Origin of the sequence: Microbacterium sp. R86528, assembly GCF_044596335.1 — a bacterium.
GTDB classification, from domain to species: domain Bacteria; phylum Actinomycetota; class Actinomycetes; order Actinomycetales; family Microbacteriaceae; genus Microbacterium; species Microbacterium marmarense.
In genome coordinates, this window is the sequence record NZ_CP138996.1 from 161944 (window position 1) to 182628 (window position 20685).

Here is a 20685-nt window from a genome sequence, read left to right on the forward strand (position 1 = left end):
TCCTCTTGTCGTGTGTGAGGCGAGCGCCTGCAGCGCTACGGCGTCGCGCTGGGCGTCGGGGTCGGGCTCGGTGACTCTGCGGGAGGCGCGCCGAACAAACCCGGCCAGAGGGCGACTGCGAGCGGGTAGCCGACAAATGCGACGATATCGATCAGCGTGTGAGCGATGACGAGCGGCATCACCCGTCCCCAGCGCTTGTAGCACCAGCCGAACACGACACCCATTGCGAAATTGCCGATGATCGGACCGATGCCCTGGTAGGCGTGGTAGGCGCCCCGCAGCGCGGCCGTCGTGAAGATGATGCTCCACCATCCCCATCCCAGCCGTCGCAATCGGTCGAACAGGTAGCCGATGAAGATCACTTCTTCGGTCAGACCAGCACGAAGCGCCGCCAGGATCAGCAGCGGAACTGTCCACCAGGCGGTATCAAGCGGCGACGCCTGCACGTCTACCGTGATTCCGAGCGCACGTCCGGCGGCGTAGAGCGCGAGACCCGGAATGCCAATTGCCGCACCCAGCAGCAGCGCCCTCGCGAAGTCTCCTCCGAACCGGCGAAAGTCCAGTCCCATGCGGCGCAGTGCGTTTGCTGAGGGCTCCCACATCAGAAACACCACCAGAGCCACCAACGACAGACCGAAGAAGATCGACAGCGATTGGTAGAGCACATCCCAGAAGGCTGCAGAGTCGCGCGATGCGTTGAGTTGGGTCTGCTGCTCGCCGATCGGCGTGGGGCGGAAGAGCGCTCGCACGAGCGAAAGCACGGAGTACACCGCAGACTGCCCGACGGTGATGGCGAGCACAATACCGATCTCCCAGCGCTGACGCACCCGGGCGCCGTGCGTCAGCGGAGGCGGATCGAGCAGATTCCGGGGGAGGAAAGTATTCACGTTGTCAGATTGTCACACGCTTGTCGCTTTGAGTTAAGGATATGTAACGGTTTGCGTTTCTGCTTTGTTCGGATCGCCAACGGTGCTTATCGTGTCCGTGACCGTGTCCAGCGCTGCCACAGGCTGGGCACTTAACCCTTGCACAGGAGGAAATGTGAAGATCGCACGCTTGACGGCGGGCGTGGGGATCGTTGCAGTCGGAGCACTTACGCTCGCTGGCTGCGGCAACCCCTACGAGTCTGAAGTCGTAGAAGGCACAGAGATCACGGTTGCGTACAACTCGGGATTCTTCCACTTCAACGACGACAGCGGTGCCGGAAACAACACGGCCAATGGCAACGTCAAATACATGACGGACACGTCATTCGGGTACTACAACAACACCCCCGAGTGGGTTAACAACACCGACTTCGGTTCGTACGAGCAGACGTCGGAAGACCCGCTGACGGTCGAGTACACCATCACGGCAGACGCAGTCTGGTCTGACGGCGTGGCCATCGACGAGGCCGACATGCTTTTGCAGTGGGCTGCGATGTCGGGCAACGTCACCGACGCATTCGCACCCGCGGCGACCACGGGCTACAACCTCGTCACGACAACGCCTGAGACCGGGGACAAGAGCATCACGCTCGTCTACGACGAGCCTTACGTGGACTGGGAGCTCGTTGGCCCGCTCGGCGTGTCAGCACACGGCACCTACGCACTCGCCTTCCCGGACGAGTACGCAGATGTGCAGTCTGCCTACGACGAGGGCGACATGGACGCCTACCAGGAAGCAGCGGCAACGTTCGCTGAAGACGCCAAGCAGAAGGTCGTCGACGCCATCACCAGTGGCGACGAAGAGGTTCTCGCAGCTCTTGGTGAGGCATGGAACACCGGCTACGGTTACACCACGCTTCCCGAAAGCCCCGCAGCGGCGCTGACGAGCGGTGCGTACATCATCGACGACATCGTCGAAGACCAGTACATCACCGTGGCAGCCAACCCGCTCTACACCTGGGGTCCGTCGCCCAAGTTCGAAAAGATCACGATCCGTACGATCGCTGACGCGACGACCGCTCTGCAGGCACTTGAGTCGGGCGAGCTCGACATCTGGACCGGCCAGCCGACGTCCGACATCCTGGAGCTCGCGAACGAAATCGCGACCGCCGATGTTCAGACCGCGGTGCAGGCTTCGCACGAGCACGTCGACCTCACGGTCAACAACGGCGGCCCGTTCGACCCCGCCACGTATGACGGCGACGAGGCGACCGCTCTTGCAGTGCGCACCGCGTTCCTCAAGACGATCCCGCGCCAGGAGATCGTCGACAAGATCATCGCGCCGCTTCAGGCTGACGCAGAGGTTCGCAACACGCACCTCGTCAGCCCGTCTGACCCCGAGCGCTACCCGCTCCTGTCGGACACCAACGGCTCGGCTGACTACGCCGACGTCGACATCGAGGGCGCCAAGGCGCTTCTCGCCGATGCTGGCATCGAGGGCACCGTCGAGGTCGGCTTCTGGTACCCCGAGGGCAACGTGCGTCGTGGCCAGGAGTACGAACTGATCGCATCGTCGGCAGCACTTGCTGGCTTCGAACTGGTCGATCAGAGCGAGCCTGACTGGCTCTTCACCGACCCGGCTTCGGTTCCGGTCAACAACCACGACGCGGTGATCTTCGCATGGTCGCAGACCAGCCTCGCAGTTGGTGGATCTGACCAGATCTACGCATGCTACGAAGACCCGCTCGCCAAGGGCGGAAACTACAACGGTTACTGCAACGAAGAGGTTACCGACCTCCTCAACCAGCTGAACGTGACCGCTGACTACGACGAGCAGACCGCTCTTCTCGAGCAGACTGAAGCCGCTATTTGGGCTGACTCGGTGTCGATTCCGATCTTCCAGTTCCCGGGTCTGCTCGTTTCGAGCGACAAGGTGACCGGTGTCGAATCGATGCCACTGAGCCCGGACTACTTCTGGAACTTCTGGGAGTGGGCACCGGCTGAGGACTCCGAGTAGACATCGGTTGACCTCAAGGGAGAGCGGGCATCATGCCCGCTCTCCCGAGTCGACGACTCAATGACTGTGGGCGCCGCGGGGACCCCCGGCGCCCACAGTCGCGTCACCACGCAAACGCACCCCGTATGCCCGTTGACGTAGTAGCTTGAGCAGACCGCTCGCGAATGGAACAAACCCATGAGTAAACTCACAACCTCGCACGGAGGTCGGCAGTGCTGACGTACATCCTGAGGCGGCTGGGAGCGACCGTATTGGTCCTGCTCGTCGCCTCGTTCATCGTGTACACATTGACGGCCATCACGGCTGATCCCCTCGCGGATCTAAAGGGATCAAGCGCACCGAACCGTGACGAGCTCATCGCGTTCCGCACCGAGCAGCTCCGCCTAGATCTCGCCATTCCGCTCCGCTACTTCGTCTGGCTCGGCGGCGCGGCCAAGTGCCTCGTGCCGGGTGTTCTCGAGTGCGATCTCGGCGCGGCATTCAGCCGCAGCTATCAGCCGGTCACCGACGCACTCGGCTCGGCTGCTGCATCCACCATTCAGCTGGTCACCGCGGCGACTATTGTCGCCATTCTCTTCGGTCTCACCATCGGAATCCTGACGGCTCTTCGCCAGTACAGCGGTTTTGACTACACCGTGACCTTCCTCACGTTCATCGTCTACTCGCTCCCCATTTTCTGGGTCGCGGTGCTCCTCAAGGAGTACGGCGCGATTCGCTTCAACGAGTTTTTGAGCGACCCCGTGATCACATGGCCAGCAATTCTGATCACCGGCGCCGTCTGGGGCCTGATCGTGATGAGCATCATCGGCGGCAATGCGAAAAAGCGCCTCGTCTCGTTTGGAGGCGCGTTCATCGCAACGGCAGGCCTCTTGTGGCTCCTTGGCGTCATGGACTGGTTCTCACGCCCCCAGATCACGATCGTCGGTGTGATCATCACCGGAGTGGCAGCAGCCGTAGGAATCACGGCTCTGTCTACCGGCCTCGCGAACAAGCGCGCGCTGTATTCATCGTTGATCGTTGTCGCGATCTGGGTAGCGCTTTACGTGCCGCTTCAGTACCTGTTCTTCTACGTTCCGACGGGCTGGATGCTCCTGGGCCTCGCCGTTGCCGCGATCGGACTCGGTATCGGAATCGGCGCGCTTATCGGCGGTGATGGCCGCAAAGAAGCGGCGCGCACCGCTGCCATCGTGAGTTTCATCACTTTCTTCGTCATCGTCATCGACCGTGTGATGCTCGTGTATCCCGACTACGTCGACCGCATTCCGCAGAGCGGGGTGATTGCCACCATCGGCGCACAGACGCCCGGTCTGCAGGGCGACATGTGGTTTGAGATTCTTGACGGCTTCGCCCACCTCGTCTTGCCGACCATTGCGCTCGCGCTGGTCTCGATCGCCGCGTACACCCGCTACGCACGCTCCAGCCTGCTCGAGGTGATGAACCAGGACTACGTGCGCACAGCGCGAGCCAAGGGGCTCACCGAGCGCACCGTCATCATGCGCCACTCGATGAGAAACGCTCTCATTCCGATTGCGACGATCATCGCGTTCGACATCGGAGCACTGATCGGCGGTGCAGTGATCACCGAGACGATCTTCGCCTGGAAGGGAATGGGCGCGCTTTTCGTCGACGGACTCAATGCGGGCGACGTGAACCTCGTGATGGGCTTCTTCGTCGTCACGGGAATTCTCGCGGTGGTCTTCAACCTGATCGCCGATCTGCTCTACTCCGCTCTTGACCCCCGGATTCGGGTGAACTGACATGACTACGACACCAACGAACGCGCCGCAGGAAGATCGCGGCAACGAGCAGAGCATTGAGCAGAAGGCGATTGCGGGCCTCAGCCAGGGAACCCTGGTGCGCCGCCGCTTCTTCCGACACAAGTTCGCGTTGATCGCGATGGTCGTCCTCTTTCTCGTTATCGTGCTGGCATTCAGCTCAGTGGGAACAGTGGTGGGTGGCACGGGCAATTTGAAGGCCCTGCCCAACGGCACGCTGACCGTCGATGGATTCCGCATCCCCGGCTGGTGGCCCCTCAACTGGTGGACGACCTACCCCGTGATCAACGGTGGTCAGCCCACGCTGACACTCTGGCCGCTGAGTTTGGGTGAGCATCCCTTCGGTCAAGACACTCTGGGCAAGGATGTCTTCGCGCAAGTGATGCGCGGTACTCAGCAGTCCATCACTGTGATGTTCCTCGTCGGCATCGGCTCGCTGATCGTGGGTGTCGTCATCGGCGCCCTGTCGGGTTATTACCGTGGCTGGGTCGATTCGCTGCTCATGCGCTTCACCGATGTGATCATCATCATCCCGATCATCGTCATCGGCTCGATCTTCGGAAAGCTGTTCGGTGGCAATGCGATCGTTTTCGGAATCTTCCTCGGCTTGCTGAGCTGGACGGGCCTGGCTCGTTTGGTCCGAGGTGACTTCCTGGCACTTCGAGAACGAGAATTTGTGGATGCTGCGCGCGTCGCTGGCGCTGGCAGCTCCCGCATCATCTTCCGTCACATTCTGCCGAACGCGGTCGGCGTGATCATCGTCAACACCACGTTGCTGATGAGCGCCGCAGTGCTCATCGAAGCCGCGCTGAGCTTCATCGGGTTCGGAATCACCTATCCCGACATCTCATTGGGCCAGATCATCAGTGAGTACCGCGAAGCGTTCCGCACGCGGCCGTGGCTGTTCTGGTGGCCGGGTCTGTTCATCGTGACGCTTGCGCTGTGCATCAACTTCATTGGTGACGGTTTGCGCGACGCGTTCGACCCGCGTCAGCAGGGCAAGGTCGGCCGCAAGGCAGCGAAGACTGTCGCCGCCATTCCGTCGATCCAGGCTGTGCAGATGGTCGAGATCGAGACGTCAGAAGAAGACCCCGATCTGCCACGCGCGATGTTCAGCGAGTCAACGGAGGAAGCGGCCGACTATGAAGACCCCTCAGAACGCGGGACCGTCGAGGGGCCCGATCGGGGAGACCCCGGCGCCAAGGGTGATCAGCCGTGAGGTGCGAAAAAGCTCAGCAGCGTCGCAGCGACGAGAACCGCGCTGACGGCAAGAACAGCAACGTGCCAGTTCGTCGTGGTTCCACCGCCCAGCGAGGCGCCGCCAGCGTGCTGATAGGCAGCAAGGTGTCGACGCACAAGAGCGGCAGCCCCACCCGAGAAGCTCGTCTCCGAGTCGGAAGGACGCCGCGAATCTCCCTCGCCGGGAGTGAGCGACACCTCTTCGCGTCTGGTGGACAGTGCTTGGCGCGCGCCGGGAGCGGGCGCCGCCCACGCCTGGATCTTGCGTCCGTCCTTGGTGACCAAGGTGAGCGCGAATCGAGTGTCGACGCTGTCGAGATCGCCCCACGGCACGCGGTGGGTGCGAACCAGGTTGCGCACTTCAACGAAGCCATCGGTGACTGTGACAGCCGGCTGAACATAGAGCACCCAGGCACTCCAGGCCAGCAGAACGATGGGCCAACCCCAGCGAAACAGTGCGGTGAGATCTTCGGTGAGCACAATGAAGATCAGCGCAGCAACGCACACTGCCATCGCGATGATCGCGAGTATTACCCCGCCGCGTGGACGGAAGACAACCGGCTGGGACATTCGACAATCCTGACACGAGGGACCACACGATGAGTACGAGCAAAGACGCATCCGTCGTCTCTCACGCACCGAAGCCGGGTGAGCCCGTGCTTTCAGTTAGCAACCTAGGCGTTGAGTTCTGGGTCGGCGATCGCTGGGCGGCTGCCGCCATGCACGTCACCTACGACCTGATGCCAGGAAAAGTGCTGGCAATCGTGGGCGAGTCAGGTTCGGGCAAGAGCACCAGCTCCATGGCCATCATGGGCCTGCTGCCAAAAAACGCTCGAGTCACGGGTAGCGCAAAGCTGGCGGGTCGTGAACTGATCAACGCGCCGATCGAATCCTTGCGCAAGGTGCGCGGTGAAGGCATCTCTGCGATCTTCCAAGAGCCGATGACGGCGTTGAACCCGGTGTACACGATCGGTTTCCAGATTGCTGAGACGGTGCTTACCCACCGTTCGAATATGACGCGAAAGCTCGCCAAAGCACGTGCAATCGAGCTGCTGGGTCTGGTCGAGATGCCCGACCCGGAAAAGGCCTACAACTCCTACCCGCACCAATTGTCGGGTGGGCAGCGGCAGCGCGCCATGATCGCGCAGTCGATCGCCCTCGACCCGCGTGTGCTGGTGGCAGATGAGCCCACGACGGCACTTGACGTCACGGTGCAGGCCGAGATTCTCGATCTGCTTCGCAACCTTCACCAGAAGCTCGACTCGGCGATTATTCTCATCACCCACGACATGGGTGTGGTCGCCGATATGGCCGATGACGTGATGGTGATGAAAGACGGCGCAGTTGTGGAGCACGCCACGGCGACTGATCTGTTCGCCGCGCCATCGCATCCCTACACTCAGGCGCTCATGGCATCAGTTCCCCACTTGGGACTGGGCGAGGCAACCGCGGATACGCACGGTATTCGCGAAGCTGCGAAAGCGGCTCTTCACCTCGAGAACGTCTCTATCGAGTATCCCAAGCGAGGTCGCGTCCCGGCCTTCCTCGCGGTCAGCGAAGCATCCTTGTCGATCCAACCAGGTGAAGTCATGGGTCTGGTGGGCGAGTCCGGCTCGGGTAAGACCACCATCGCCAGGGCAGTCGTCGGACTTGTGGCGCCGAAGGAAGGCACTTTGCGCGTTGCCGGTCAAGACATGATCGGGGTGGATGCGAAGCAGCTGCGCGCCGTGCGCCGCAAGATCGGCATCGTCTTCCAAGACCCGGGCTCGTCGTTGAATCCGCGCTGGCCCGTCGGCGAATCGATTGGCGAGCCGCTCGAGCTCGCGGGGCGCGATCGCAAAGAGATCTCCAAGCGGGTAGAGGACTTGCTCGACCTCGTTGAGTTGCCGCGGGACTTCCGCAACCGCTACCCGCACGAACTCTCTGGCGGCCAGCGTCAACGCATCGGTATCGCTCGGGCGCTCGCGCTCGACCCGGTAGTGCTGGTGGCGGACGAACCGACGAGCGCCTTGGACGTTTCGGTTCAGGCCCGCGTGCTTGAACTGCTGCAGAACATCCAGAAAGAGAAGCAATTCGCGACTCTGTTTGTCACTCATGACCTGGCTGTCGTGGATCTGCTGGCTGACCGCATCGCCGTGATGCAGCACGGAAAGATCGTTGAGCAAGGCTCGAAAGAGCAGATCTTGCGCAACCCGCAGAACGACTACACCAAGCGCCTTATCGCTGCGGTTCCTGTGCCTGACCCTGCTGAACAGCGTGAGCGTCGCCTGGCGCGGGCGACACTGTTGGGTCGTACCGCAAGCTAGCCGGGAGCGATATGCAACATTGTCGAAAGCGATCTGAGCGCCCTGGAACGGGCCTTCAGGTCGCTTTCGGTCTCCTACGTTAGGCTGGTCATGCCGGCATCCCGGCTACCTCCCACATCTTGCAAGGAATCCTTCATGGCGCACGCCTTCCGCTCAGACCTGCGAAACGTCGCGATCGTCGCCCACGTTGACCACGGCAAGACCACTTTGGTCGATGCCATGCTCCGCCAGACCGGCTCGTTCGGCGAGCACTCGCACGTTGAAGAGCGCGCGATGGACTCAAACGATCTTGAACGCGAAAAGGGCATCACGATCCTCGCGAAGAACACCGCGATCAGCTACAGCGGCCTGCACGCGCCCGATGGTCAGGCTGTCACCATCAACGTGATCGACACCCCCGGCCACGCTGACTTCGGTGGCGAGGTGGAGCGAGGCCTGTCGATGGTCGACGGTGTCGTGCTGCTCGTCGACGCCAGCGAAGGCCCTCTTCCGCAGACGCGCTTTGTGCTGCGCAAGGCGCTCGAGGCCAAGTTGCCGGTCATCCTTTTGGTCAACAAGACCGATCGTCCCGACGCGCGCATCGCCGAGGTTGAAGAAGAAGCGCACGACCTGCTCCTCGGTCTTGCTTCTGACCTCGTAGACGATGTGCCTGACCTCGATGTTGATGCTCTTCTCGACGTGCCTGTGGTCTACGCGAGTGGTCGTGCGGGCGCTGCATCGCTCTCCCGCCCCGACAACGGCGCGTTGCCCGACAATGACGACCTCGAACCGCTTTTCGAGGCGATCCTCAAGCACGTGCCCGCGCCCGAGTACGATGACGAAGCGCCGTTGCAAGCCTGGGTCACCAACCTCGACTCCAGCCCGTTCCTCGGTCGACTCGCTCTGTTGCGCGTGTTCAATGGCACGCTCAAGAAGGGGCAGACGGTTGCCTGGGTGCGTGCTGACGGCACCACGAGCAACGCTCGTATCACCGAGCTTCTCAAGACCCGTGCGCTCGAGCGCTATCCTGCCGAGACGGCGGGCCCCGGCGACATCGTCGCCATCGCAGGTTTTGAAGACATCACGATCGGTGAAACCATCGCCGACCCAGAAGATGTGCGGCCATTGAAGGCGATCACGGTCGACGACCCCGCCATCTCGATGACCATCGGCACGAACACCTCGCCGTTGATGGGCAAGGTCAAGGGCCACAAGCTCACCGCTCGCATGGTCAAGGACCGCCTCGACCGTGAGCTCATCGGTAACGTCTCGCTGAAGGTCGTCGACATCGGCCGCCCGGACGCGTGGGAAGTTCAGGGACGTGGCGAGCTGGCTCTCGCCATCCTCGTTGAGAACATGCGTCGTGAAGGCTTCGAGCTGACAGTGGGCAAGCCCCAGGTGGTCACCAAGAAGATCGACGGCAAGACGCACGAGCCGTTCGAGCACCTGACCGTCGACGCCCCCGAGGAGTACCTCGGCGCGATCACGCAGCTCATGGCTGCGCGCAAGGGCCGCATGGACAACATGACCAACCACGGCACCGGTTGGGTGCGCATGGAGTTCATCGTTCCGTCACGCGGTCTCATCGGCTTCCGCACCGAGTTCTTGACCACCACGCGAGGCACGGGTATCGCGAACGCGATCTCACACGGCTACGAGCCCTGGGCTGGTCACATCGTGACCCGTCAGAACGGGTCGATCGTTGCTGACCGCATGGGTGTTGTCACGCCGTTTGCCATGATCGCACTCCAGGAGCGCATGTCGTTCTTCGTTCAGCCCACGCAAGAGGTCTACGAGGGAATGGTCATCGGTGAGAACTCACGTGCCGACGACATGGACGTGAACATCACCAAAGAGAAGAAGCTCACCAACATGCGTGCAGCCAGCTCTGACACATTCGAGTCGATGACGCCCCCACGCCTGCTGACTCTTGAAGAGAGCCTTGAGTTCGCTCGCGACGACGAATGCGTTGAAGTGACTCCCGAGGTCGTGCGCATCCGCAAGGTGAGTCTCGACGCCAACGAGCGCGCGCGCAACACCGCACGTTTGAAGAAGCAAGACGCCAACGCGTGATCTGATCAAAGCGGGCGGCCACCTGAGGGTGGCCGCCCGCTTTGTCTTTGTTGCGCGGGGAAAAGCCAGCGCTGGCCGCAACGCGAGAGACGCTGCGCAGATAACATCGACAAGTGAACCTCGAACCGCGCTTTGATCATGCGCATACGCCTGGCGAGGCTCGCCGCGCGGCGCGTGCGGGTGCCGGCGTGGCGTTCGCGACCAGTCTCTATGGAATTTCTTTCGGGGCGTTGGGTGTCGCCGCAGGCCTTGATGTGTGGCAGACATGTGTGCTCAGCCTGCTGATGTTCACCGGCGGCTCTCAGTTCGCCTTTGTCGGGGTTGTCGCGGCCGGGGGAATAGCCGCAATTCCCGCGGCGATCGCCTCAGCCGCATTGCTTGGCGTGAGAAATGTCGCCTACTCAATGCGAATGGCGCCGATCGTCGGCGGGGGAGTGTGGCGTCGCGCGATGGCCGTGCAGTTCACAATCGACGAGTCGGTTGCGGTGTCTCTCGCGCAACGCACGGGTCACGCCCGCCAGATCGGATTCTGGGTCACTGGCGTCGGAATCTACATCGGTTGGAACCTCTCCACACTGGCCGGTGCGCTGCTAGGGGACGTTCTCGGAGATCCACGTGCATATGGGTTGGATGCTGCCGCTGCCGCCGCGTTCCTCGCGCTGCTATGGCCGCGGCTGAAGCATCGGCAGCCGATCATCGTAGGAATCGCTGCCGCCGTCGTGGCCACCGTCGTGACGCCGTTCGTCATGCCGGGCATGCCCGTGTTGATCGCTGCGATCGTGGCGATCGTGGTCGGATGGGCAAACCTGTTCGATTCCGGCGCCGCGAACGCGGCGCCATGGGACGAGCCAGATGACGTGGCGGAACGAGGGGGTCTGCCATGACCATGTGGGACGGAATTCTTGTCGCATCCATCATCTGTGTTGCGCTCAAAGCGCTGGGGTACCTTGTTCCCGCGCGCTGGCTCGACGCGCCGCGACCCGCCCGAATCTCTGATCTGCTGACGGTGGCACTTCTCTCAGCGCTGGTCGCAGTGCAGACGCTGGGGAGCGGTCAGGCGATCGTGCTTGATGCGCGCTTGCCCGCGGTTCTCGTTGCGGCTGTTCTGCTGCTGTTGCGTGCACCGTTCTTGGTGGTGGTCGCCGCGGCAGCTGTCACCGCCGCCCTGTTGCGCCTATGGGGATGGGCAGCGTGAATGGATCGCCATGGGTGAGTGCATGACAACGGGGATGCTCCTTTCGGAGCATCCCCGTTGTCATGGCTCAACTAGATGCGACGCACGCGGCCGAGTAGTCCGTCTCGTCGAAGGAGGTTCCCTCATAGAAGCTCGCAACCGTGCGAAGTCCAAGTTCGACATCAGGGTCGGGCACGCCAACGTTCACCGCCTGATTCGCGTTCGACTGTGGGTCGCCACCGTACGTGTGGGGCTGCATGAGGCCATCGAAGTCGACGGTGAGGCCGTCGATCACCGAAGCGAGTCCCTCGGGGGTGAGATCGCCAGCGTCGGCGGCTGTTTCGAGAGCTGCCTTCATCGGGTAGCCGATTCCCCAGCCGATGATGTATCCACCGTTCGCCGGCAGCTCGCCATTCAGTGATGCCTTTGCGGCCTCGATCGATGCACTCGAACCATCCCAGTTCTCATAGGGGGTGAGATGGTTGTAGAGCGCTTCGAGCGCGGGAGCCGCAGCCGATTCGAGCAACGCAGGATTCCACGTCGGGAGCGCGCCGAGGAAGCGACCTGAGAAGCCACTGGCAGCGAGCTTGCCGACAATCTCGGCAGTTTCGGCTGGGCCGACAGCCAACACAACGACATCGGCGCCACCGTCGAGCACCGCAGCCACTACGGCGTCTTGGTTGCCGACAACCTGGTTCGGTCCGGTGCCGATCGGGTCGAGCGCTGTTGCGCCGTTCACTTCAGCCCACCGGTTGACGCCCTCAGCTGAGTCGCCGCCGTAGTCGCCGGGGTACCCAACCGCCTGCACGGTGGCAGGCGAGCCGTTCTCTTCGGCGAACCAGTCCAGTCCCACCAGCGCTTCAGTGCAGTACGAGTAGCCGGTCTCGAGAATGATGCCGCTGTCGTTCTCTTCGAAGGCGTAGCCCGACCACCACGACGTGGGCACGGTGACGAGGCTGCGCTCGACCATATCTGGCAGCACCGCCTCGGTGTTCACGGTGCCGAGTGACTGTGCGATGCCCAGTACGCCGTCAGCAATCTGCTGGTACTGCGCCGCATGCTCCGCAGCCTGGTACTTCGTATCGCGCGTATAGGTGTCGATGTCGATGTCGTAGCCGCCGATACCGCCGTCCGCGTTGACCTGCGCCCAGAATGCGCGCTGCGCGTCGGTGATCGGCACGGCGAGGGCTGCGAAAGGGCCCTCGGTGAGGTCGGAGAGGACGCCCAGATAGATGCAGCCATTGTCGGCGTTCACGCCGTCTGGGCACGCCTCTTCGGTGATTCCCGCCCCCGTAGTGATGGTTCCATCTGAGACGCTGTCTGCGTCACCACTTGATCCATCGTCGGGTGTCACCTGTGTGCAGGCAGAGAGAGTGAGAACGCCCGCCGCGACGAGGGCGAGCGCCGCGCGGCTTCTTTGACGCTTGGTCATGCTGTGCTCCTTTGTGTTGTGATCGGTATTCGGTTGTGACTAGCAAGAAACTCGCTAATACGAGAACGGCCAAGCCTTGAAGTAGTTGCGCACCCGAATCCAAAGGCCGAACAGACCACGCGGTTCCAGAGTGATGAACAAGATGATGAGCACACCAAACACGATGGTCTGCAGCTGGAACACGTTGACCACGCCGCCCCCCGAGACGGTGATCCAACGGATGATCGAGGTCAGTTCTTCAAGCAGGCGGGGGACGAGCACGACAAAAGCCGCGCCGATTATCGTGCCCGAGATGGTCGCGATCCCCCCGATCACGACCACCGCGAGAAAATCGATCGACAAGAAGAGATTCCATTGCTCTGGGGCAATGCGTCCCACCAGGATCGAGAACAGGGCACCGGACACACCGGCGTACGCGGATGAGAGCGTGAACGCGAGCGTCTTGGTGCGAAGCAGGTTCACTCCCATGATCTCGGCAGCGATATCGCGATCGCGCACCGCCGCGAACGCCCGTCCATATCTCCCGCGCATGAGGTTGCGTGCCGCAACCCCCAGCACGATCAGCAGTACGAGCGCAAGCAGGTACAGCGAAACCGCCGGAGTCAGCAGCAACGGCCCGAGGGCGTAGGTGGCATCGAGATCGACGCCGAAGAGCTGGCGCTCGGCAACGCCCCGACCGACGCCTTGGCCACCCGTCACCGACGTCATGATCTTGAAAAGGTGCTCGCCCAGAATCAGCAGTCCGAGGGTGAGCACCGCGAGGTAAAGGCCACGCACTCGCGTAGCGAGCGGCGCCACCACTGCACCGATCAGGCCCGTGACGATCGCGGCTGCGGGCAACACGATCGCAAGGTCGAGCTGAAGTCCCCACGTTGTCGTTCCAGGGGCGCCGCCCAACACCGCAGCCGTATAGGCGCCCACTCCCAAGAAGAACGCGTGTCCCAGTGATACCTGTCCGGCATACCCGGTCAGCAGGTTCAAACCGATGCCGCCGATGGCGTAGACGACCGCGAGCGTGAGCAGGTAGATCAGATCGGCCGCGATCATGAACGGTGCTGCCAGGGCGATCACGAGGAGCACCGCAGTCCAGAATCGCTTGGCCGGCGTATTGAGCAGGCCTTGGTCGGCGGCGTAGCTCGTGTAAAGCGTCGGCCGCCCGCGGCGCACCCGCGGAGCTACTTTGCCGCGCGAGCTTTCGAAGTCGAGACGGGTGGAGGAGCCGGTGAGGCGATGCGACGCCGCGGCGAGTGAGTCGTGGAAGGTCATACTCGCTGCACCTCCTTCGTGCCGTAGATGCCGTACGGTCTGACGAGCAGCACCACGATCATGATCAGGTACGGCACCACATTGTCGAAGTTGGTGCCGAGCCAGGGGGCGAACATCGGCTGGTAGGTCTTGGTCAACGCCATGGCGAGCCCAACGATGAGGCCACCAACGACCGCTCCCTTCAACGAGTCGATGCCGCCCAAGATGATTGCGGGCAAGGCAACGAGGGCGAACAGAGCGTCGGTGGCCTGCACGACTGATCCGTTGGCGGCAAGCAGCGCGCCCGCGAGAGCGGCCAATCCGCCTCCGATCGCCCACGAGATCGAGAACATGCGCCCCACCGAAATGCCCTGTGCGAGCGCCGTCTCTTGGTCGAGCGAGGTTGCACGCATCGCCAACCCGATGCGGGAACGGGTGAGCCACCATCCGAGCACCCCGATGACGACCAACGAGATCACGAAGCGAGCGATGGCGTTCTCGTAGATCTGCACGCCTCCGGTGCACCCGGTGACCCCGAACGACTCGGTTGTCTCGCCCCCAATGCATACCGAACTGAGTTGCCACGGGTCACCGACGGTGCGCGGCTTCGAATCGAAAAGCCGGAAGGCAACGACCAACAGCACGATGAACAGGCCCACGGTCACGATGGCCGCAGAGAACGCGGGGCGACCGACCATCGGACGGATTGCGACGCGCTCGATTCCAGCCGAGAGCGCAGCGACCACCAGCATCGCGATCGGTACGGCCACGAAGAACGGCACGCCCATCTGTGTTGCGAACACGCTCGTGGCGAAGGTGCCGAGGATGAGAAGCGCGGGTTGTGCGAAGTTCAACACGCCTGTGGCGCGGTAGATAATCACGAAACTGACCGCGATGAGCGCGTAGACAGCGCCCTGTCCGAGGCCGGTAGCCAACGAGGAGAGCAGCGTATTCATCCGTTTCTCCCTAGGTCGCCGCCGGGGTAAGCACTGGAATCTGCGTACATGTCGTCGACCAAGTGGGGGACGGTCTTCGCAAAGGCTTGACGTTTGAGCTTCTGCGTGGCGGTGAGTTCGCCGTCTTCGTGGTCGAGTTCTTTGGTCAGCATCCGAAACTTGCGCACTGCTTCCACACGGGCGAGCTTCTTGTTCGCTTCGCGTATCACTCCGGCTATGAGCTCGACCACTTCGGGCTTGCTCGACAGATCGCGATAGGTGGTGAACTCCAGTCGGCGCCGTGAGGCCCAGTCGGCGACGGAGTCGTACTCGATGCCGATCAGCGCGGCCAGATACGGCCTGCGATCGCCAATGACGACCGCTTCTTTGATATACGGCGAAGACTTGAGGGCGTTCTCTATTTCGCTGGGGGCAATGTTCTTTCCCCCAGCGGTGATGATGATGTCTTTGATGCGATCAACGACGCGCAAGTGCGTGCCGTCGACCCATTCGCCCACGTCACCGGTGTGCAACCAGCCATCCACATCGATGGTTTCGGCGGTCGCATCGGGCCGTCCCCAGTATCCGGCGAAGGTGCCAGGGTGACGGGTGAGAATCTCGCCCGTCTGCTCATCTAGCCGCACCTCCGTATGCGGTTGGGCTTCACCGACGGTGCCCACGCGCATGCGACCCGCGAAGTTCGAGGTGGCGACGGCAGCGTTCTCGGTCATGCCGTAGGCCTCGAAGAGAGGAACGCCGAGACCGAGGAAAAAGCTGAGCACGTCGGGAGCGATCGGGGCAGCGCCCGAGATCGCGTGTCGAACACGCAGCAGCCCGAGTCGTTTGCGCAGCGGCCGATAGAGCGGCCAGTAGCCGACGGCGTAGCGCACGCGCGCGCGCCAGGTGAAGGCGCCTGAGTTGGCCATGCGATCATTGGCGATCGTTTGGCTCCACCGGGCGCCGATCGAGTAGACCGCGCGTTTTGCACGGCTGGCGTTGGCCATGCGAATCGCGACGGCCGACTGGATCTTCTCCCAGATGCGCGGCACGGCAAACAGCACAGTCGGCTGCACTTCGGCAAGGTCTGCGGTGACCGTGTCGATGGACTCCGCGAAATGCACCACCGTGTGTGCACGCAGATTCGCCCACACCGAGATGCCCCGCTCCACGACGTGCGAGAGCGGCAGGTACGACAGCAGCGTGTCGTCTGGCCCGATCTGTTTGCCCAGCAAGCCGCCGTCGAGGGTGAAGACGTAGCTCGCGAACGATATGTTGCGTGCTGTCAACATTGCACCTTTGGGTGGGCCGGTGGTTCCCGAGGTGTAGATGAGCGTCGCGATGTCGTCGGGTGTGCGCAGTGCATCAGCTTCTTTGAGCAGTTGCGGTTGGGCCGCGCGCCTGGAGTCGCCACGGGCGATCAGGGCGTCGATTGAGAGCAGTTTCGGGTGTTCATAGGTGGCGAGTCCGCGCCCGTCGAGGTAGACGATCCACTCCAAGCTCGGGCACTCCGCTTCGGCAGCGAGAGCCTTGTCGACTTGCTCTTGATCCTCTGCCACTAGCACGCGCGCACCGCTGTCTTGCAGAAGGTAAGTGACTTCGGCAACTGGGTTGGTGGGATAGAAACCGACAATCACCGCGCGAAGGGCTGCTGCCGCCACATCAGCGAATAGCCATTCGGGACGGTTCTCAGACTGAATCGCGACGCGGTCTCCTTCGCCGACACCGAGGTCGGCGAGTCCGAACGCGATGCTCTCGACGGCATCGCGGTAGTCAGACCATGTGATGTCCTGCCAGATACCAGCCCTCTTCACGCGCAGAGCGGTGTGGTGTGGGATCGTGCTGGCAGCCTCGGTCAATAGGCGCGGAAGGTAGGTGACCCGCGGCTCCGCAGAAGAGGTTTCGGCGACCATGCTCATGGTGCTCGCTGTCGCGAGGGGCTGTCTGCTTCCGGGTTGACCGCCCCGGTGTCGATGACGTTCTCGGCCAGATCTTCCGATGCCCCGCCAAGGTAGGCGGCAATGACGGCGGGATTCTTCTGCACAGCCTTCGGCGTGCCGAGAGCGATACGGCGACCGAAATCGATGACCATCACACGGTCTGCGAGATCCATCACGAGGCGCATGTCGTGCTCGACCATGATCATCGAGGTGCCCAACTCGCTGCGGATGTCGAGAATGAACCGTGCCATGTCTTCGGTCTCTTCCGAGTTCATACCGGCGACGGGCTCATCCAGCAAGAGCAGCTTCGGCTCCATTGCCAGGGCGCGCCCGAGCTCTACTCGCTTGCGGATTCCGTATGGCAATATGCCGACCGGCAGATGGCGCACACTCGCGAGATCGAGAAAGTCGATGAGGTCTTCGATGCGCCGGCGCGTGGCCAGTTCTTGACTGCGCGAACGCCCGAGCCAGATCATCCCCTCGAGCCAGCCGTAGCTCGATGCTTGATGGCGACCGAGCATGAGGTTGTCGAGCACCGACAGATTGTCGAACAGCTCGACGTTCTGAAAGCTGCGCGCGATCCCGCGCCCCGCGATCACGTCGGGTGCGAGCCCGAGCAAGCTGTCGCCGTTCAGGGTGATCGCACCGCCCTGCGGCCGATAGACGCCAGAGATGCAGTTGAAGGTCGAGGTCTTGCCCGCCCCGTTGGGACCGATGATGGCGAAGAGCTCGCCTTCGTTCACGTCGAAGGAAACGGCATCGAGAGTGGTCGCGCCGCCGAAGCGAAGAGTGAGCTCAGATACCTCGAGCAGGCTCACGAGAGCCACCGCTTCCGCCGCTTGTAGTGTTTGACATCTCGCAGACTTGCGCCCGCCGCACCGGTGCCCAAATAGAACTCGCGAATGTCGTCGTCGTCGCGCAGCGCCTGCGCGGGGGCATCCATCACAATCTTCCCGTTCTCCATGACATACCCGTGGTCAGCGATCGACAACGCCATTGCAGCGTTTTGCTCGACCAGCAGCACGCCCGTGCCTGAATCGCGGATGCCGACGATCAGGTCGCGGATCTGTTCGACGATCTGGGGCGCAAGGCCGAGGCTCGGCTCGTCGAGCAGTATGTACGAAGGCTCAGCCATCAGCGCTCGTCCGATCGCAAGCATCTGCTGCTCGCCGCCTGACAGATAGCCGGCACGTTGGCTACGGCGTTTCCCGAGAATCGGAAACATGCCATAAATCCGGTCAAGCTTCGCGGCGATGTCGGTGCGGCTTCGCGTGTATGCACCAACGCGAAGGTTCTCTTCCACCGTGAACTCTACGAAGACGCGTCGCCCCTCCATCACCTGGCTGACGCCAGCCTTCACGACGTTGGGGGCGCGCCGCGTGTCGAGAGGCGTTTCGTCGATCGAGACATGGCCGCGAGTGATGCGGCCACGATGCACGTCGAGTAGCCCTGTCATCGCGCGCAGGAGCGATGTCTTGCCAGCGCCATTGGCACCGAGCAATGCGACGATGCCGTCTCGAGGCACCTTCATGCTCGCGCCTTTGACGACGAGCATCACGTCCTCATAGACAACTTCGATGTTGTGTACGCCAAGCGTCATAGCTTCCCCTCGGCTCGCGCCGCTGCGATTGGTGTGAACCTAACAGGAAAAGAAACAAACCGCGCGGTCGGTTATCTATCCGTAATGAAACGAAGGCTCAAATCGTGTGAGACTTGATTCCACCTTTTGCGTGCGCTTTTTCGTCAGGTCAGCAGGGTGCGGGCAAGTAGAGTCGATACATGCGCTCCCTCCGCCTGGCACGACTCGGTACCTGGCTCATCGCGTTTGTCGTGGGCGCCGTTTATGGCCTCGCTGGCACGATCGCGCACACGTATTTTCTCGGCTGGTTTCCGCTTGGCCTCGTGCTGGCGATTATCGGCTGCGCGGCATTTCTTGCGGCAGTCCGTCTGCTCACGATGGATCGCTGGGCTGCTCTGAGCACCGGCCTGGGAATGATGCTCGCCACCCTCATCTTCTCGGGAACGGGTCCCGGTGGATCGGTGATCGTGCCCGAGACCTCGGCGGGCGTGGTCTGGACGATAACCGTGCCGTTGCTTGTTGCCGTCGTCATTGCGTGGCCGGAGCGAGTCCGTGCGACGAGAGAGTCGTAGACTGTAGCCGTGACGTATGTGATCGCTCTTCCCTGTGTCGATGTAAAAGACCGCGCCTGCATCGACGAATGCCCGGTGGACTGCATCTACGAAGGCGACAGATCTCTCTACATCCACCCCGATGAGTGCGTGGACTGTGGCGCGTGTGAGCCGGTGTGCCCGGTTGAGGCGATCTACTACGAAGATGATCTGCCCGACGAATGGCAGGACTACTACAAGGCCAATGTCGAGTTCTTCGATGACGTGGGCTCGCCCGGCGGCGCTGCCAAGGTCGGTGTGATTCATAAGGATCACCCCGTGATCGAAGCCCTCCCGCCGCAAGACGAGTCGTGACTGCAGTTACCCCGCGAGTGCGCTGAGATGGGTGTCGCCGACCTCGCCGATTACCCTTGGGATGCCGTTGCACCGTACGCCGCTCGCGCCCGCGAGCATGCTGACGGAATCGTGGATCTCTCGATCGGATCGCCCGTCGACGCGACCCCGGAGGTCGTAGCGGCCGCCTTGTCGCGAGCGACGGACGCGCATGCCTATCCGCAGACGGTTGGCACGCCCGCATTGCGTGAGGCGATCGCGGCGTGGTTCGCCCGGCGGCGCGGAGTGCACGGCCTGAGTGCCGAGAATGTGCTCCCCACGGTTGGCTCTAAAGAGCTTGTTGCACTCTTGCCGCTGTTGCTGGGGCTCGGCCCCGGCGACGTCGTCGTTCATCCGCGCGCCGCATACCCCACCTACGAAGTCGGCGCGAGGCTCGTCGGCGCAACCCCCGTGGCCGCCGACGACCCCGCACAATGGCCAGAAGGCGCGCGGCTGATCTGGGTCAACTCACCGGGCAATCCCAATGGTGGTGTGCTCACGGTGGAAGAACTTCGAGTCGCGGTTGAACGAGCCCGCGAGCTGGGCGCCGTGCTGGCGTCAGACGAGTGCTACGCCGAGCTCGGTTGGGATGAGCCGTGGGATGCGACGCCGATTCCCTCGGTGCTAGACCCTGGCGCTACCGGCGGCCAACTTGCGGGGATGCTCGCGGTCTACTCGCTGAGCAAGCAATCAAACTTGGCTGGCTATCGAGCAGCATTCTTGGCTGGTGATTCAGATCTCGTCGCTCGATTGACCACCGCGCGCAAGCACCTCGGGCTAATGCTGCCCGCGCCCGTTCAAGCAGCGATGGTGGCTGCGCTGGGCGACGATGCGCATGTCGTTCACCAAAAGAGCCTCTATCGCACGCGGCGCGAGCTATTGAAGCCAGCGGTGGAACGCGCGGGGTTCCGCATCGACTCGAGCGAAGCGGGCCTTTACCTGTGGGCGACCGAGGGTCGCGACGCCTGGGAGAGCATGGCGCGCCTCGCCGAGCTGGGAATCCTTGCGGGTCCTGGCTATTTCTACGGAGAGCACTTTCCAGAGCACATTCGGCTGTCGCTCACCGCCAGCGACGAGCGAATCGCCGCGGGTGCGGCGCGGTTGCGCAACGCGCGACTCTAGAGGAATCCTCTACCAGATGCCGTCAGCCTTTGGCCGTGTCGGCAGTAGTCTCACGCGACCAGTAGGCTGTAGACGGCGGCGGC

General features: G+C 62.5%; 18 protein-coding genes. 10 read left to right on the plus strand and 8 right to left on the minus strand.

The window, feature by feature from the left end; genetic code table 11:
• Window positions 1–35: 35 nt before the first annotated feature.
• Window positions 36–887, minus strand: coding sequence for a CPBP family intramembrane glutamic endopeptidase (locus SJY18_RS00755; RefSeq protein WP_396668078.1), 852 nt, complete (start codon window positions 885–887; stop codon window positions 36–38).
• A gap of 154 nt (window positions 888–1041) precedes the next feature.
• On the opposite strand from SJY18_RS00755, the gene SJY18_RS00760 reads away from it, so the two are divergent.
• From SJY18_RS00760 to SJY18_RS00770, 3 genes are all read left to right on the plus strand, one after another.
• A complete protein-coding gene (locus SJY18_RS00760) occupies window positions 1042–2883 on the plus strand; it encodes an ABC transporter family substrate-binding protein (RefSeq protein ID WP_396668079.1) in 1842 nt (613 codons plus the stop codon).
• Window positions 2884–3095: 212 nt separating this feature from the next.
• Window positions 3096–4640, plus strand: coding sequence for an ABC transporter permease (locus tag SJY18_RS00765; RefSeq protein ID WP_363580229.1), 1545 nt, complete (start codon window positions 3096–3098; stop codon window positions 4638–4640).
• A 1-nt stretch (window position 4641) separates the two neighbouring features.
• Window positions 4642–5877 (plus strand): ABC transporter permease, encoded by a 1236-nt coding sequence (locus SJY18_RS00770; RefSeq protein WP_363580230.1) that lies wholly within the window; start codon window positions 4642–4644, stop codon window positions 5875–5877.
• On the opposite strand, the gene SJY18_RS00775 is transcribed toward SJY18_RS00770, so the two are convergent.
• A complete protein-coding gene (locus tag SJY18_RS00775; RefSeq protein WP_363580232.1) occupies window positions 5868–6467 on the minus strand; it encodes a PH domain-containing protein in 600 nt (199 codons plus the stop codon). The two genes, SJY18_RS00770 and SJY18_RS00775, sit on opposite strands and share 10 nt — an antisense overlap.
• A 29-nt stretch (window positions 6468–6496) precedes the next feature.
• On the opposite strand from SJY18_RS00775, the gene SJY18_RS00780 reads away from it, so the two are divergent.
• The 4 genes from SJY18_RS00780 to SJY18_RS00795 all read left to right on the plus strand — a co-directional run bounded on the left by SJY18_RS00780 (window position 6497) and on the right by SJY18_RS00795 (window position 11450).
• Window positions 6497–8203, plus strand: coding sequence for an ABC transporter ATP-binding protein (locus SJY18_RS00780; protein WP_363580235.1), 1707 nt, complete (start codon window positions 6497–6499; stop codon window positions 8201–8203).
• Window positions 8204–8338: 135 nt separating this feature from the next.
• Window positions 8339–10255, plus strand: a complete 1917-nt coding sequence (gene typA, locus SJY18_RS00785; protein WP_396668080.1) for a translational GTPase TypA — start codon at window positions 8339–8341, stop codon at window positions 10253–10255.
• Between the two features lie 113 nt (window positions 10256–10368).
• A complete protein-coding gene (locus SJY18_RS00790) occupies window positions 10369–11139 on the plus strand; it encodes an AzlC family ABC transporter permease (protein WP_337338261.1) in 771 nt (256 codons plus the stop codon).
• Window positions 11136–11450, plus strand: coding sequence for an AzlD domain-containing protein (locus tag SJY18_RS00795; RefSeq protein ID WP_396668081.1), 315 nt, complete (start codon window positions 11136–11138; stop codon window positions 11448–11450). The genes SJY18_RS00790 and SJY18_RS00795 overlap by 4 nt, the downstream gene beginning before the upstream one ends.
• 67 nt (window positions 11451–11517) lie before the next feature.
• Here SJY18_RS00795 and SJY18_RS00800 read toward each other — a convergent pair whose 3' ends face one another.
• The 6 genes from SJY18_RS00800 to SJY18_RS00825 are packed head-to-tail and all read right to left on the minus strand — an operon-like array spanning window position 11518 to window position 18578.
• The gene (locus SJY18_RS00800) at window positions 11518–12861 is read right to left on the minus strand and encodes an ABC transporter substrate-binding protein (protein ID WP_396668082.1); all 1344 of its coding nucleotides are present in this window, start codon (window positions 12859–12861) and stop codon (window positions 11518–11520) included.
• A gap of 54 nt (window positions 12862–12915) precedes the next feature.
• Window positions 12916–14127 (minus strand): branched-chain amino acid ABC transporter permease, encoded by a 1212-nt coding sequence (locus tag SJY18_RS00805; protein WP_396668083.1) that lies wholly within the window; start codon window positions 14125–14127, stop codon window positions 12916–12918.
• Window positions 14124–15062: a branched-chain amino acid ABC transporter permease gene (locus SJY18_RS00810; RefSeq protein ID WP_396668084.1), complete on the minus strand. Its 939-nt coding sequence runs from the start codon at window positions 15060–15062 to the stop codon at window positions 14124–14126. Before SJY18_RS00810 ends, SJY18_RS00805 begins: the two co-directional genes overlap by 4 nt.
• Window positions 15059–16957: an AMP-dependent synthetase/ligase gene (locus SJY18_RS00815; protein ID WP_396668085.1), complete on the minus strand. Its 1899-nt coding sequence runs from the start codon at window positions 16955–16957 to the stop codon at window positions 15059–15061. The genes SJY18_RS00810 and SJY18_RS00815 overlap by 4 nt, the downstream gene beginning before the upstream one ends.
• Window positions 16954–17805 (minus strand): ABC transporter ATP-binding protein, encoded by an 852-nt coding sequence (locus SJY18_RS00820; RefSeq protein ID WP_396668086.1) that lies wholly within the window; start codon window positions 17803–17805, stop codon window positions 16954–16956. The genes SJY18_RS00815 and SJY18_RS00820 overlap by 4 nt, the downstream gene beginning before the upstream one ends.
• Window positions 17793–18578 carry an ABC transporter ATP-binding protein gene (locus tag SJY18_RS00825; protein ID WP_337338254.1) on the minus strand — a complete coding sequence of 262 codons (786 nt, stop codon included), beginning with the start codon at window positions 18576–18578 and terminating at the stop codon, window positions 17793–17795. Before SJY18_RS00825 ends, SJY18_RS00820 begins: the two co-directional genes overlap by 13 nt.
• A 179-nt stretch (window positions 18579–18757) precedes the next feature.
• Between SJY18_RS00825 and SJY18_RS00830 the strand changes: the two genes are divergently transcribed.
• Genes SJY18_RS00830 through dapC form a run of 3 tightly spaced genes read left to right on the plus strand, consistent with a single transcriptional unit; the run spans window position 18758 to window position 20602 of the window.
• Window positions 18758–19129, plus strand: a complete 372-nt coding sequence (locus tag SJY18_RS00830) for a DUF6113 family protein (protein ID WP_337338253.1) — start codon at window positions 18758–18760, stop codon at window positions 19127–19129.
• Window positions 19130–19138: 9 nt separating this feature from the next.
• Window positions 19139–19462 carry a ferredoxin gene (gene fdxA, locus SJY18_RS00835; protein ID WP_337338252.1) on the plus strand — a complete coding sequence of 108 codons (324 nt, stop codon included), beginning with the start codon at window positions 19139–19141 and terminating at the stop codon, window positions 19460–19462.
• A gap of 27 nt (window positions 19463–19489) precedes the next feature.
• Window positions 19490–20602 (plus strand): succinyldiaminopimelate transaminase, encoded by a 1113-nt coding sequence (gene dapC, locus SJY18_RS00840; protein ID WP_396668087.1) that lies wholly within the window; start codon window positions 19490–19492, stop codon window positions 20600–20602.
• Window positions 20603–20685 lie beyond the last annotated feature (83 nt).